Consider the following 13,714-nt stretch of genomic DNA (forward strand, 5'->3'; position numbering starts at 1 on the left):
AAGGCTAGACCTTCTTGGGCGCGGCGGCCTTCTTGGCCGGAGCGGCCTTCTTGGCCGGAGCCTTCTTGGCGACGGGAGCCTTGGCCGGAGCCGGCTCGGTGGTGACGGCGACGACCTCGGCCTCGACCACGGCGTCGACCTTGTCGGCCACGGCCTCGGCCTCGGCCTTGGTGCGGCCCAGCAGGTCGTTGACCTTGGTCAGGGCATCCTCGGCGCGAGCGGAGGCATCCTTGTAGAGGTTCTCGACGCGGCCGATCTGCTCGTCGACGGCCTGGTTGGCACGCAGCCGGTCGACGGTCTCCTCGCCGCGAACGGCGAGATCGGCGTAGATGTCGAGCGCCTGGCGGTAGTACTGCTCGGCCAGCTTGCGCAGCTCTTCGGGGGTGAACTTCTCGCGCAGCTCGGCGAGGTCCTCCGGCAGCTCCGACGGCAGGCCGGAGATACGGTCACGCAGGGTGTCGAACTGGGCCTGCACGTCGGCGGGCACGTTCGCGATGCGCTCGCGGGCCTCTTCGACGCGGGCCTTCGGGTCGGCGGTGGCAACGCGGCCACGCACGTCGGCGACGACGTCGTTCACGGCGGCGTAGATGGCGTCACCGGCGCCGACGGTGGCGAACAGCGGCTTGGTCACAGTGGCGGTCTTCTCGGTCATCAGTCTTCAGTCTCCTGGTGTGGCGGAGTGTCAGTTGTCGTGAACGAAACGTCAGTGTCTCGTTCGTTCCCCCCTGAGCCGGCTTCTTCCCCGTTTTCCCGGCGAAACGACTCATAGATTTCCAGCAACACCTGTTTCTGCCGCTCGGACACCGAAGTGTCGGCCAGCAGGGCGTCACGGACCGGGCTGTGCGGACGCTGTTCCAGAAATCCTGCCCGCACATACAACACCTCCGAGGAAACCCGCAGTGCCTTGGCGATCTGCGCGAGTACTTCGGCGGAGGGATTACGTAATCCGCGTTCGATTTGGCTCAGGTACGGATTACTTACCCCCGCCAGAGCGGCGAGCTGACGCAGGGACACCTGCGCACCTTCGCGCTGTGCCCTGATGAAACCTCCGATGTCTTGAGCCGCGTGCGCTACACGACTCTCGGGTTGGTCTGTCATCGCTCACCTTCTGGCGTTGTAAGGCCAATAGTAGAACAGGGTGCTAGCTATTGCAAGCACTGCAGTTAGCACCCGGTCGGCTAACGCGTACGCAGCCCCGGTTACCAGGTCGTTCAGTGGAACAGCAGCTGCGAGATCGTGTAGATGGCCAGGCCGGCGAGCGAGCCGACGACCGTGCCGTTGATCCGGATGAATTGCAGATCCCGACCGACCTGCAATTCGATCTTCCTGCTCGCCTCGTCGGCGTCCCAGCGCGCGACCGTATCGGTCACCAATGTCGTGATCTCCGCGGAGTAGTTACCGACCAGATAGCGAGCACCGCGATCGATCCACCCGTCCACTTTGCCACGCATCTCCGGGTCGTCGCGGAGGCGCTCGCCGAGCTGCTGCACATTCTCGGCCACCTTGCGGCGAAGGGTGGAATCCGGGTCTTCGGCCGATTCCAAGATCAACCGCTTCGCCGCCCGCCAGGTGGCCTCGGCCATTCCGGTGATCTGCTCACGGCCCATGATCTCGGCCTTGACCTTCTCCGCCTTGGCGATCATCGCGTCGTCGTGTTGCAGGTCCTCGGCGAAATCCTGGAGAAAGCGATCGGCGGCCCGCCGCAATTCGTGTTCAGGATCGGAGCGCACCTTCCAGGTGAACTCGACGAGTTCCCGATAAATTCGCTCCGACAGCAAAGTATTGACAAATTTCGGCGCCCATTGCGGCGCATCGCGCACCACGATCCGGTCGATCGTGTCCTGGGAACCCAGCGCCCACTGATGCGCGCGCTCGGCCAGCAGGTCGATCAGCGGCCGCTGCCGGTTGTCGGCGATCATCTCCGAGAGCACCCGGCCCAGCGGCGGCCCCCACAGCGGTTCGGCGATCCGCTTGACGATGGTGTTGTCGATGATCTGCTCGACGTCCTCGTCGCGCAGGGTGTTGACCACCGCGGTCAGGATCGTCGCGCTCTCCTGCGCCACCCGCGCCGCGTGCGCCGGATCGGCCATCCACCGGCCCACGCGCAGCGAGATCTGCGCCGAGTCCAGGCGCGCCGAGACCACGTCGGGGGCGAGGAAGTTGGTGCCGACGAAGGCGCCCAGGCTCTCGCCGAGCTGGTCCTTCTTCTTACGGATGATCGCGGTGTGCGGGATCGGCAGACCCAGCGGGTGCTTGAACAGCGCGGTGACCGCGAACCAGTCGGCCAGTGCGCCGACCATGCCCGCCTCCGAGGCCGCGCGGACATAGCCCACCCACTCGCCACCGCCGCCACGCGATTCGAGCCAGCGGCACAGCAGGTAGATCACACTGGCCACCAGCAGGAAGCTGGTCGCCAGTGCCTTCATCTTGAACAGGTCACGTTTTTTGCCCGCCTCGTCGGTCATCACCGCGAAGCCGGCGGGCTGTGCGGCGGGCTCGGTGCGCGGCGTGAGAACCGCCGTGTTGCCGGGAGATTTCTCCATAGCACCCATTCTGCTGTGCGCACGGCGAGTGCGCCGCCGCCAACCCCGCGTGGCGTCGCCCACGACACGGCGAACCGCGCGGTTTGTCGTACGCGCGCGTAAGCACTCGAGTGTGGTAAATGCCGCAACGTGGGCCAAAGGAGCGCCACCCCACACCGGCGCGCCTAAGCTGTTGACTAAAGACGCCAACATCGATACGAGGGGGCTGTTCTGTCCACCGAAGACCTTGTCGAGATCGGCGAGCAGTCGAGCCGAGCAGGAGTGCGCGGCGGCGGCCAGGCTGACGGCCGCAAACGTCGGTGGCGACAGCACAAGATCGACCGCCGCGAGGAACTGGTCGACGGCACGCTCAACGCCATCCGCGCGCGGGGCAGCCAGGCGGGCATGGACGAGATCGCCACCGAGATCGGCGTGTCCAAGACCGTGCTGTACCGCTACTTCGCGGACAAGAACGACCTGGTCCACGCCACCATGCAGCGGTTCATCGAAACCACGCTGCTACCCCGGGTGTACGGCGCGATCAGTCTCGACGCCGACGAATACCAGCTCGTGCGCGCCGCGATGACCGAATACGTCGGCACCGTCGACGACGACCCCGAGGTCTACCGGTTCATCATGAGCAATGCCGCGGGCGACAAGTCCTCGCTCGCGGAGTTCGAGCGCCTCTTCGCCGAGGTGGTCACCACGGTGCTGGTCGACCGGGCCGGCGCCAAGGGCATCCGCACCGAGGGCGCGATGCTGTGGTCGTACGTGCTGGTCGGCGGCATCCAGCTGGCCACCCACTGGTGGACCACCACCGACAAGGCCATGCCGCGTCAGGACGTCATCGACTACCTCACGATGATGGCCTGGAGTGCGATCGAGGGCATGGCCCGCGCGGGTGGCTCACCCGAGATCTTCACCGCGCAGCCGCATCCGCTGCCCGAAATGCCGCAACAGTCGCCCTGAGCTGGGATTTCCCGCGTTCGAGGGAGCCGGGCTCGACAACGGCGCACGGTTGGCTACGCTGAACCCGGGCGGGACGCTGTGGCTTGTGTCACCGCCGTGCGCGTCGGCACCAACGGAGGTATCTCGATGGCGAAGAACGTGCCGACTTCCCGGCTTGCCCGCGGGACGAAGCTGGGGGCAGTCGCGGCGGGGTCGGTCATCCGCTCGAAGAAGACCAGATTATCGATGCGCGGCCGCTCGGAGGCCGTGCGCGCGCGGATGGCCGAGGAGTCGATGATCCGCACCACCGAACAGGTGGTCATGGTGCTGGGCACCATGAAGGGCGTCGCCATGAAGCTGGGCCAGATGATGTCGGTGCTCGACCTGGATCTGGTGCCGGAGAACCATCGCGAGCGGTTCCAGCAGCGCCTGGCCGTGCTGCGCAACGCCGCACCCACGGTGTCGTTCGAGTCCATGCGCACGGTGATCGAGCAGGATTTCGGTGCCCCGCTGGCGGAGATCTTCGCCGAATTCGATCCGGAGCCGATCGCCGCCGCCTCGATCGGCCAGGTGTACCGGGCCACGCTGAACGACGGCCGTGCTGTCGCGGTGAAGGTCCAGTACCCCGGTGTCGACGCCGCCGTGCGCGCGGATCTGAAGAACCTCACCATGTTCCGCCGGGTGCTCGCCTCGGCGATGCCGTGGATCACCCCCGCGGTGCTCGACGAGCTGAAACTGAACATGGAGAGCGAGCTCGACTACCAGGCCGAAGCCGCCACGCAGGCCGAGATCGCGCACCTGTACCGCGACCACCCGTTCATCGTGGTGCCGTCCTCGGTGCCGGAGCTGTCGACCACCCGCGTGCTGGTCAGCGAGTTCATCGACGGCGACGGCTTCGACGAGGTGCGGAAAATGCCCGCCGCGGTACGTAACCGGGTCGGCGAGATCATCTACCGCTTCTACGTCGGCTCGCTGTTCAGCTTCAACGAGTTCTGTGGCGACCCGCACCCGGGCAATGTGCTGCTCGCCAGGGACGGCCGGGTCGCCTTCCTCGATTTCGGGTTGTTCAACCGGATGGACCCCAAGCTGGTCGGATTCGAGATCCAGTGCCTGCGCGCGGCCGCCGAGGATCGCGCGGAAGACCTGCGCCAGCTGATGATCGATCGCGGCGTGATCGATTCGCCCGAGGAGATCGGCGCCGAGGAATGCCTCGAATACGTGCTCGCCGCCTCGGAATGGTGTCTGGTGGACGAGGAACTCACCATCACCCCGGAACTGGCCAGTGGCGCGTTCCTGCTCGCCGTCGACCCGAGGGCCAGCGAGTTCACCGGCATGAAGCAGCAGAATCTGCCGCCCGAACACCTGTTCTCGCGCCGCGCCGACTTCCTCACCTTCGGCATGCTCGGCCAGCTCGACAGCACCAACAACTGGCATCTGGTCGCCAGGGAATGGCTCTACGGCGATCAGCCGGTCACCGAACTCGGTCTGGCCCATCGTGATTGGCTCGCCACTCATCCACCGAAACCGGTGAAGAAGACTCGTGCCCCCCGCAAGGCGAGCGCACCGGCCACCAAGCCCTGAATCATCTTTCGAAAGGCGCGTCATGCCGCAGCACCGTGAGTTCGACCTGATCCTGTTCGGCGCAACAGGTTTCGTCGGCAAACTCACCGCCGAATACCTGCTCACCGCGGCCCCGGCCGACGCCAGGATCGCCCTGGCCGGCCGTTCGGCGAGCAAGCTCGCCGCCACTCGCGACGAGCTCGGGCCCGCCGCCGCGACATGGGAACTCGTCGTCGCCGATTCCAGCGACCCCGCGTCGCTGGCCTCGATGGCCGAGCGCACCAAGGTCGTGGTCACCACTGTCGGACCGTACCTGCGCTACGGCATGCCCCTGCTGGGCGCGTGTGCCGCGGCAGGCACCCACTACGCCGACCTCACCGGTGAGCCGCTGTTCATCCACGACGCCATCGAGAAGTACGAGCAGACCGCGGTCGACTCGGGCGCCAAGATCGTGAATTCCTGTGGCTACGACTCGATTCCGTCCGACCTGAGCGTGTACGAGATCTACCGGGCCACGATCGCCGACGACACCGGCGAGCTCGAGGACACCACCCTGGTCGCCTATCTCAAGGGCGGCGCGAGCGGCGGCACCATCGATTCCGGGCGTGCCATGTGGGAGGACGTGGCGGCCGACTCCGCGCGCGGCAAGATCCTGGCCCACCCGTATTCGCTGAGCCCGGATCGCAGCATGGAACCCGATGTCGGCCGCCAGTCCGATCTGGCGCTGGCCCGCGCCGACAGCATCGACCCCGGTCTGGACGGCTGGGTCACCACGTTCGTGATGGCCTCGCACAACACCAAGGTCGTGCGCCGCACCAACGGCCTGCTCGGCTGGGTCTACGGCAAGCAGTTCCGCTACCGCGAGGTGATGAACGCGGGCACCTCGGCCGCCGCGCCGCTGGTCGCCGCGGGTATCGCGGGCGGCATCGTGGCGGGCATGGCCTCGGGCGCGGTCCTGTCGAGAGTTTCGCTCGGCCGTAAGCTGCTCGACCGGATTCTGCCCAAGCCCGGCACCGGCCCCAGCGAAAAGGCCCGCCGCAGTGGGTGGTTCACCATGAAGACCTTCGCCCGCACCAGCTCCGGCGCCAAGTATCAGGCCACCTTCTCCGGCACGGGCGATCCCGGTTACCAGGCCACCGCCGTACTGCTCGGCCAGAGCGGCCTGAGCCTGGCCTTCGACACCCTGCCCGAGCGCGCGGGCGTGCTCACCCCCGCGTCGGCGATGGGCGAGGCGCTCACCACGCGGCTGCGCGAGGCCGGGATGACCATCGAGGTCGCGCGCCGGTGAATCTCGCGCGCAGGACCATGAACGCCCCGGCGCTGGCCGCGGTGTACGAGCACGCGTGGCGACCCACGCTGTTCTACCTCGCCAGCGGCCGGACCACCGGCACCGACCGCCACGAAGCGGTCGGTGCCCTGCGGCTGAGCGGCCCCATGAAGGTGCTCGATGTGGCGTGCGGCCCAGGTAATTTCACCGGCTACCTCAGCGAGTACCTGACAAAGGGCGGTTTCGTCACCGGCCTGGACTACTCGGCGCCGATGCTGGCCAAGGCCGCGACCGACAACGCGAGCCCGCGCGTTGGTTATGTCCGCGGCGACGCGCGCATGCTGCCGTTCGCCGACGGGACCTTCGACGCCGTCTGCTGTTTCGGCGCCCTCTACCTGATCCCCGATCCGCTGGTCGCCACCCGCGAGATGATCCGCGTCCTCGCCCCGGGCGGCCGCATCGCGATCAGCACCAGCTATGCCGAGGACAACCTCTTCGGCTCGGCGAGCAGCCTGGCCGCGAGCCTGAGCGGCCTTCGCCTGTTCGACCGCGATACCTTCCCGAAGCTGTTCGCCCGCGCGGGCCTGACCGAAATCGACCAGCGCGTCCACCGTTTCATGCAATACGTGGACGCCACCAAGCCGGTGTCAGACCAGGCTTAGCCAGTAGTCCTGGAACTTCAGGAACACCAGCAGCAGCACCACCGCGTAGAACACCACAACCAGGGTCCAGCGCCATTCGGCGAGGATTCCCATCGCACCGCGCGACCGGCCCCACAGTTCCTGCGTGGTCACCGCGAACAGCACCGGCACCGCCACCCACACCACCATGCAGTACGGGCACAGCGCGTTGATCCGGTACAGGCTCTGGAAGATCAGCCAGCACAGTCCGGCGATGCCGAGCACGGTGCCGATCCACAGCCCGCCCCAGATCCAGCGTGGGAAGCCCACGCCGACCACCGACAGCACGGCGAGGGTCACCACCACCGAGAACCCGACGACGCCGATGAGCGGGTTGGGGAAACCGAAGACCGCGGCCTGGTCGGTCTTCATGATCGACCCGCACGACAGCACCGAGTTGATGCTGCACGAGGTCACGTAATTCGGGTCGACGAACAGCTTGAACCGTTCGACGGTGAGCGTGAACGACGCCAGCCAGCCCGCCAGCCCGGCGATCAGCAGCAGCCAGGCCGAGCGGGCGGGGGCGGTGATCACTTCGCCGCGTCAGCGATCACGGGGGCCAGGCCGTTCTCGGTGAAGATCGCGTCGGTCTGGTTCAGCTGGCCGTTGATGTACACCGACGGCGTGGACTTCACGCCACTCTGCAGCGTGGTCTGGGTGACCTGCTGGATGTAGTCGTTGTACGGCTTGTCGTTGATGCAGGTCGCCACGGCCGGATCGGTGTACCCCGCGTCGGTGGCGATCTTGATGAGCTCGTCGTTGCTCAGGCCCGCACCGCCCTCGGCGGGCTGCTTCTCGAACATGGTCTGCAACCAGGCCTGGTACTTGGTGGTGTCCGACTTCGCCACGCAGAACGACGCGTTGGCCGCACGCGAGGAGTACTGGTTGGTCGAGGCCTTGTCGAGGAACGAGATGATCTGGTACTCGACGGAGGCGGTGCCGTCGGCGGCGGCCTTGGCGAGTGTCGCACCGTTGGCTGCCTCGAATTGCTTGCAGGCCGGGCACTGGAGGTCGGCGACCACGCGCACCTTGACCTTGGCATCGGGATTGCCGATCACGACCGTGCCGGTCTCGGTGACCGCCCCGCCCGTCGCGGGCAGCTGCGCCGCCGAGGTCGTCGACGATTCCTTGTCGGAATCGGACTTGTTCACCGCGATGCCGATGCCGATGGCCGCGACCAGCGCGACCAGGACGGCGGCGACGCCGGCCTGGATCGCGATCTTGCGCTTCTTGTCGGCCGCCTCGGCCGCCGCCAGCGGATTCCTGCCCGAGGGACTCTTGCCCGTGCTCACCGTCGTCACACGCCTTTCGCTCGTTGGCTCCCCACCGGGAACATCATGCGGGCCGAACCTGAGAGTTTCCGCAATGCGCGTCTTGCCCGTATTCAGGACTCGTCGAGTCGACGCAACTGCTCGGCGATATCGAAGTCGGCGGGCGGCCAGTCGAGTTCCATCTGCGCCAACGCGGCGATCAGCAATTCGGTGACCGCGAGGCGGGCGTACCACTTGTGGTCCGACGGCAGCACGTGCCAGGGCGCGTAATCGGTGTTGGTGCGGTCGAGAACGGCCTGGTACGCCTTCTGATATTCGGGCCAGTAGGCGCGTTCGGTGATGTCGGAGGGGTTGAACTTCCAGTATTTGTCCGGGCGTTCCAGCCGTTCGCGCAGCCGGCTCTTCTGCTCGTCGAGGGAGACGAACATCGCGACCTTCACGATGGTGGTGCCCGCGTCGGCGATCTCCTTCTCGAACGCGTTGATCTGGTCGTAGCGCTGTTCCCACTCCGCCTGCGGCACGAGGTCGTGCACCCGCACCACCAGCACGTCCTCGTAGTGGGAGCGGTCGAAGACGCCGATCTGGCCGTGGGCGGGCAGCTTGTTGCGGATGCGCCACAGGAAATCGTGCTGCTTCTCCAGCTCGGTGGGCACGCCGAACGACGCGTGGTCGACGCCCTGCGGGTCGACCGACCCGATGACGTGGCGCACGATGCCGCCCTTACCCGCGGTGTCCATGCCCTGCAAGATCAGCAGCACGCTGCGCTGTCCACCGGTGCGACCGTGCGCGAACAGCTTCTCCTGCAAGACCGAGAGCACCGTCGCCCGTTCGGCGAGCAGTTCCTTGCCGAGGCGCTTGCCGCCGGTGAAGCCCGGCGTGCTCGAGGTGTCCAGATCAGCGACGCGCTGACCGTCGGCGCGCAGCGCGATATCGGCCGTTTCGGTCCACTGTTTCGCCATTTCCCATGCCTACCACTAATGGGCGGGTTTGCCGGGCAAGCTCGACGCAATCGTTGCCTGCCAGCACTGCACGCCCGCCGGGTCGGCGATGTCGGCACGGTGCACATACACGGGGTCCGCACCCGCACCGCGCTGAGCGCGATAGTCGGCGAGCAGGCGGAACGCGACGACGCCGAGCGGGATGATCGCGGCCAGGTTGACCAGCGCCATCACGCCCATGAACACATCGGCCAGGTTCCAGATCAGGCTCACCGAACCGAGCGCGCCGCCGAAGACCGCCACCAGCACCAGGATTCGGAACGCGGTGAGCACCTGGGGATTGGTGGTGATGAATTCGATATTGGCGCGACCGTAGTAGAAGTTGCCGATCATCGAGCTGAACGCGAGCAGGAACACCACCGCGGTGAGCACGTGCCCGGCCCAGGTGCCCAGCGACGCCTGCAGCGCGCTCTGGGTCAGGTCGGCGCTGCGCCGCTCGGACAGATCAGGGTCGCTGGTCAGGATGATGAACGCGGTGATCGAGCAGATCAGCAGGGTGTCGAAGTAGACGCCGAGTGACTGGACCAATCCCTGCTTCACCGGATGCGAGACATCGGCCGCCGCAGCGGCATTGGGCGAGGACCCGAGTCCGGCCTCGTTGGAGAACATGCCGCGCCGGATGCCCTGCGCGAGCGCGGTCCCGATTCCGCCGCCCACCACCTCACGCAGCCCGAACGCCCCGCCGACGATATCGGCGAGCACCCGCGGCAGGTCGGTGATGTTCAGCGCCACCACCGCGATGCCGAGCAGCAGATACACCACCGCCATCACCGGAACCAGCACCTCGGTGATGTGGCTGATCCGGCGCACCCCGCCGAAGATCACCACCCCGAGCAACGTGATCAGGCAGAGCCCGACCAGCGGCGCGAACCAGTCACCGTCCAGCGCCGACAGCGACGCCCGCCCGGTGGCCACGATGGTGTTGGACTGCACCGCTACCGCCGCCACACCCCACGACCGATCAGGCCGCGCTCATGTTGCTCAGTGGCTGAAGGCGGCGACGGCGAACATGGCGGCTACGCCGAACAGGGTGCACAGCAGGGTCAGCCGGGAGGGGTGGCCCGCGTGGGCCTCGGGAAGGATGTCGGCGGTGGCGAGGTAGAGGAGGAAACCGGCGAAGTAGCCCATGTAGAGGCCGATCCAGTTCTCGGGGACGTGGATCAGGGTGCCCAGGACGGCGCCCACGACGGGCGCGATGGCGTCGAGGGCCAGCAGGGTGAGGGCGCGTTTGCGGGCGTTGCCGTAGACGGTGGGGATGGTGAAAGTGTTGAAACCGTCGGCGAAGTCGTGGCAGATTACGGCGATCGCCACGGACATGCCGACCGCCGCGCCTGCCTGGTAGCCGAGGCCGATACCGAAACCGTCCAGGGTGCTGTGGAAGATCAAGCCGCCCGCCGCGAGCAGGCCGACCGACTCGAAACCGTGCTTGTGCGTACCGAATTCCTGCTCGTGGCCACGGTGGACGGCCACCGCGCGCTCGATCACGTGCAGGCTGAGGAAGCCGAGGACCGCGGCGATCAACACATACGGAATGCCCCGGAACATGCCGTCGGACTGTTCGAGCGCCTCGGGGATCAGGTCGAACGCGACCACACCGAACATCACCCCGGCGGCCAGCCCGAGAACCAGGTGCTTGCGGTCGCCGATCCGCATGGCGACGAAGCCGCCGAGCAGCGTCGACAACATCGACACCAGGGACAACAGGATCGCCATGAGCTGCCTATTCGTCGGTGGATGCGGCTTCGGTCTCGGCTTTCTTGCGCTTCTTCTTCTTGGCCGGTGGCGCGTCGGCCTCTTCGGTGACTTCGTAGCGCCGCACGTAGGCACCCGCGAAACCTTGCAGCGTGGCGGTGACGGGGATGGCGAGCAGGGCGCCGGTCGGACCGAGTAACGCGGCGCCCGCGATCACCGCCCCGAAGGCCACCGCCGGATGCATGTCCAGGGTGGTCGCGGTGATGCGCGGCTGCAGAACATAGTTCTCGAACTGCTGATAGGCGATGATGAACAGCAGAATCCACAGCGCCGTGATCGGGTCGTGCACCAACGCCACCAGTACCGGTAGCGCGCCGGCCATATAGGTGCCGACGGTCGGAATGAACTGGGAGACAACGCCGACCCACAATGCCAGGGCGAACGCCGACGGCACATCGAGCACCCGCAACGCGACGTAGTGCGCGATCGCCGAGCACAGGGCCAGCAGTGCGCGCGAATAGATGTAGCCCCCGGTCTTCTCGACCGCGATGTCCCAGGCCCGCAGCACATGCTTCTGCTGTTTCGGCGGCAGCAGCGAACACACCCAGGTGCGGAAACGCGGTCCGTCGGCGGCGAAGTAGAACGTGAACAGCAGCACGCCGAGCAGCTGGAACAGCGCGCCGATCGCGACAGTGCCGATGCCCCAGACGTTTCCGGCCAGACCGACCAGGTACTTCTCGATCGTGGAACTCCACTCCGAGGCGTACTTGGTCAGGTCGTCGCCCGAAATATCCTGATGGAAGGTCGAATTGACCCAGTCGACCAGATCCTGGACGTAGTCCGGGGCGTTGGTCACCAGCATGGTCACCTGGTTGACCAGCAGCGCGCCCAGCGTCCACACGAACGCGACGATCACCACCAGCACCACCAGGAACACCGCGCCGGTGCCCGCGCCGCGCCGAACACCGCGCGCGGCAAGCCAATTCACCGCGGGTTCGATCGCGAACGCCAGGAAGATCGACACCAGCAGCACCGTGAGCAGGCCCTGCATCTTGCCGAGCACCCAGAACGCCGCGATCAACCCGGCGACCGCGAGCACGGCGTACAGCAGTGCCCGCGGCAGCCAGCGCGGCGGCGTACGCACCGACCAGAAGGCGGGCAGGGCGCTCACGTCGATGGACTGCGCGGCGGGTTCAGCGGATTCGTCCTGGGCAACCACGAATGTCACGGTACCCAGGACGTGCGCCGACAGCCCCTCGGCGCGCTCGCCTCACACGGTGGCTGTGTCGATCACGAACCGGTACTGCACATCGCTGGCGACCACGCGGTCGTACGCGGAGTCGATCTCGTCGGCGGAGATCAGTTCGATCTCCGCGCCGATTCCGTGCGAGGCACAGAAATTCAGCATCTCCTGGGTCTGCGCGACGCCACCGATCATCGAACCGGCCAGCGACCGGCGGAAACCGGCGAGGTTGCGCCCGGTGACACTCATCGGGTGCTCCGGCAGGCCGAGGATGACGAGCGTGCCGTCGAGGGCGAGCAGGCGCAGGTAGCTGTCGATGGGCAGGTCGGCCGACACCGTGTTGATGATCAGGTCGAACTGGCCGCGCAGCTGACGGAAGGTTTCCTTGTCGCTGGTGGCGTAGTAGTGGTGAGCGCCCATGCGCAGGCCGTCGTCACGCTTGCGCAGCGACTGGCTGAGCACCGTCACCTCCGCGCCCAGCGCCGCGGCGATCTTCACGCCGACGTGCCCGAGCCCGCCCATCCCGATGATCGCGACCTTCTTACCCGGTCCCGCGTTCCAGTGCTTCAGCGGTGAGAACAGCGTGATGCCCGCGCACAGCAGCGGCGCGGCGACATCGAGGCCGATGCCCTCGGGAATCGCGACGACGAAGCTTTCGTCGACCACGATCTGAGTGGAGTAGCCGCCCATCGTGTAGCCGCCGGGCTGCGCGGACTCGGGCACCCTCGAGTTGTAGGTCCAGGTGGGGCCGTTGGTGCAGTACTGCTCCTCACCCGCCAGGCACGGCACGCACTTGCCGCACGAGTTCACCAGGCAGCCGACGCCGACCCGATCGCCCACCTGGTACTTGTGCACCGACGAGCCGACGGCGGCGACGATGCCCGCGATCTCGTGACCGGGCACGCACGGATACTGCGCGCCACCCCACTCGTCACGCGCGGTGTGGATATCGGAATGGCAGATACCGGCGTATTTGATATCGATCAGCACATCGTCGGGACCGACTTCGCGACGTTCGATCGTGACCTTCTCGAAGGCCCCGTCGGGAGAGGGCTTGGCGTAGGCGGCAGCGGTGCTCATGGCTACATGCCTACAGCCGCATGCGTGTCTTTGCCAACCCACCGCGTCCGTATCGAGACCAGCGGACGCCGAAAACGGGTCACAATGGACTGGTCGGCTCGCGAGAGAGGACATGTGCTGTGAAGCGTGTCGGACGAGTGCTGGTGACGATGATGGCGGCGCTGCTCGGGGTGTGCGCGTTCCTCGGGTATCGCGGGGAGATCGCCGTGGTCGAGCCGGAGTTCGTGGCGCAGGCACAGGCGCCCGTGCTGGTGCCGCTGGATCCCGCGCTGGTCGCCGGGCAGGTGGGATCGGCGCTGGTCAATATCGATGTCGACGCGGCCGGTTTGGGGATCGGAGCTGGTCGCCCAGGCCGCGCGGGCCGGACACCACGCCGCGCCGGTCCGCCCGCCCCACGGTGCATCCGCACCTGACCCGGCTGCTCGCCCAGCTCACCCGCCATCGTCTTCGGCC

15 protein-coding genes are annotated in these 13,714 nt (G+C 66.9%); 5 read left to right on the forward strand and 10 right to left on the reverse strand.

Going from position 1 to position 13,714, the window contains the following annotated elements; genetic code table 11:
* Nucleotides 1-4: 4 nt before the first annotated feature.
* The 3 genes from ACFWF3_RS06645 to ACFWF3_RS06655 form a co-directional block, all read right to left on the reverse strand.
* Nucleotides 5-652 carry a heparin-binding hemagglutinin gene (locus ACFWF3_RS06645; RefSeq protein ID WP_378991069.1) on the reverse strand — a complete coding sequence of 216 codons (648 nt, stop codon included), beginning with the start codon at nt 650-652 and terminating at the stop codon, nt 5-7.
* Nucleotides 652-1,098 (reverse strand): helix-turn-helix domain-containing protein, encoded by a 447-nt coding sequence (locus ACFWF3_RS06650; RefSeq protein WP_101465494.1) that lies wholly within the window; start codon nt 1,096-1,098, stop codon nt 652-654. Before ACFWF3_RS06650 ends, ACFWF3_RS06645 begins: the two co-directional genes overlap by 1 nt.
* Nucleotides 1,099-1,211: 113 nt before the next feature.
* Nucleotides 1,212-2,543: a DUF445 domain-containing protein gene (locus tag ACFWF3_RS06655; RefSeq protein WP_378991070.1), complete on the reverse strand. Its 1,332-nt coding sequence runs from the start codon at nt 2,541-2,543 to the stop codon at nt 1,212-1,214.
* 261 nt (nt 2,544-2,804) lie between these two features.
* Here ACFWF3_RS06655 and ACFWF3_RS06660 point away from each other — a divergent pair, with 261 nt between their 5' ends.
* The 4 genes from ACFWF3_RS06660 (at nt 2,805) to ACFWF3_RS06675 (ending at nt 6,959) form a co-directional block, all read left to right on the forward strand.
* Nucleotides 2,805-3,491 carry a TetR/AcrR family transcriptional regulator gene (locus tag ACFWF3_RS06660; protein WP_378634489.1) on the forward strand — a complete coding sequence of 229 codons (687 nt, stop codon included), beginning with the start codon at nt 2,805-2,807 and terminating at the stop codon, nt 3,489-3,491.
* A 126-nt stretch (nt 3,492-3,617) separates the two neighbouring features.
* On the forward strand, nt 3,618-5,051 hold the full coding sequence (locus tag ACFWF3_RS06665) for an ABC1 kinase family protein (RefSeq protein ID WP_379312787.1): 1,434 nt from the start codon (nt 3,618-3,620) through the stop codon (nt 5,049-5,051).
* 22 nt (nt 5,052-5,073) lie between these two features.
* A complete protein-coding gene (locus tag ACFWF3_RS06670; protein WP_379312788.1) occupies nt 5,074-6,318 on the forward strand; it encodes a saccharopine dehydrogenase family protein in 1,245 nt (414 codons plus the stop codon).
* The gene (locus ACFWF3_RS06675; protein ID WP_379312789.1) at nt 6,315-6,959 is read left to right on the forward strand and encodes a class I SAM-dependent methyltransferase; all 645 of its coding nucleotides are present in this window, start codon (nt 6,315-6,317) and stop codon (nt 6,957-6,959) included. The genes ACFWF3_RS06670 and ACFWF3_RS06675 overlap by 4 nt, the downstream gene beginning before the upstream one ends.
* Here the strand turns inward: ACFWF3_RS06675 and ACFWF3_RS06680 are convergent.
* The 7 genes from ACFWF3_RS06680 to ACFWF3_RS06710 all read right to left on the reverse strand — a co-directional run bounded on the left by ACFWF3_RS06680 (nt 6,945) and on the right by ACFWF3_RS06710 (nt 13,261).
* The gene (locus tag ACFWF3_RS06680) at nt 6,945-7,508 is read right to left on the reverse strand and encodes a vitamin K epoxide reductase family protein (RefSeq protein ID WP_379298917.1); all 564 of its coding nucleotides are present in this window, start codon (nt 7,506-7,508) and stop codon (nt 6,945-6,947) included. The genes ACFWF3_RS06675 and ACFWF3_RS06680 overlap by 15 nt on opposite strands.
* Nucleotides 7,508-8,269, reverse strand: coding sequence for a DsbA family protein (locus tag ACFWF3_RS06685; protein WP_379312790.1), 762 nt, complete (start codon nt 8,267-8,269; stop codon nt 7,508-7,510). Before ACFWF3_RS06685 ends, ACFWF3_RS06680 begins: the two co-directional genes overlap by 1 nt.
* Nucleotides 8,270-8,361: 92 nt before the next feature.
* The gene (locus tag ACFWF3_RS06690) at nt 8,362-9,207 is read right to left on the reverse strand and encodes a polyphosphate kinase 2 family protein (protein WP_378991080.1); all 846 of its coding nucleotides are present in this window, start codon (nt 9,205-9,207) and stop codon (nt 8,362-8,364) included.
* Between the two features lie 15 nt (nt 9,208-9,222).
* A complete protein-coding gene (locus ACFWF3_RS06695; protein ID WP_379312791.1) occupies nt 9,223-10,194 on the reverse strand; it encodes an alanine/glycine:cation symporter family protein in 972 nt (323 codons plus the stop codon).
* Between the two features lie 33 nt (nt 10,195-10,227).
* On the reverse strand, nt 10,228-10,959 hold the full coding sequence (locus ACFWF3_RS06700; RefSeq protein ID WP_379312792.1) for a ZIP family metal transporter: 732 nt from the start codon (nt 10,957-10,959) through the stop codon (nt 10,228-10,230).
* Between the two features lie 7 nt (nt 10,960-10,966).
* Nucleotides 10,967-12,157, reverse strand: a complete 1,191-nt coding sequence (locus tag ACFWF3_RS06705; RefSeq protein ID WP_379312793.1) for an AI-2E family transporter — start codon at nt 12,155-12,157, stop codon at nt 10,967-10,969.
* A 51-nt stretch (nt 12,158-12,208) separates the two neighbouring features.
* Nucleotides 12,209-13,261, reverse strand: coding sequence for an NAD(P)-dependent alcohol dehydrogenase (locus ACFWF3_RS06710; RefSeq protein ID WP_378991088.1), 1,053 nt, complete (start codon nt 13,259-13,261; stop codon nt 12,209-12,211).
* 119 nt (nt 13,262-13,380) lie between these two features.
* Between ACFWF3_RS06710 and ACFWF3_RS06715 the strand changes: the two genes are divergently transcribed.
* Complete coding sequence (locus ACFWF3_RS06715) at nt 13,381-13,674, forward strand: hypothetical protein (protein ID WP_379312794.1); 294 nt, start codon at nt 13,381-13,383, stop codon at nt 13,672-13,674.
* Nucleotides 13,675-13,714 lie beyond the last annotated feature (40 nt).

The sequence above is a fragment of the Nocardia sp. NPDC060220 genome (assembly GCF_042727815.1).
Taxonomy (GTDB): domain Bacteria; phylum Actinomycetota; class Actinomycetes; order Mycobacteriales; family Mycobacteriaceae; genus Nocardia.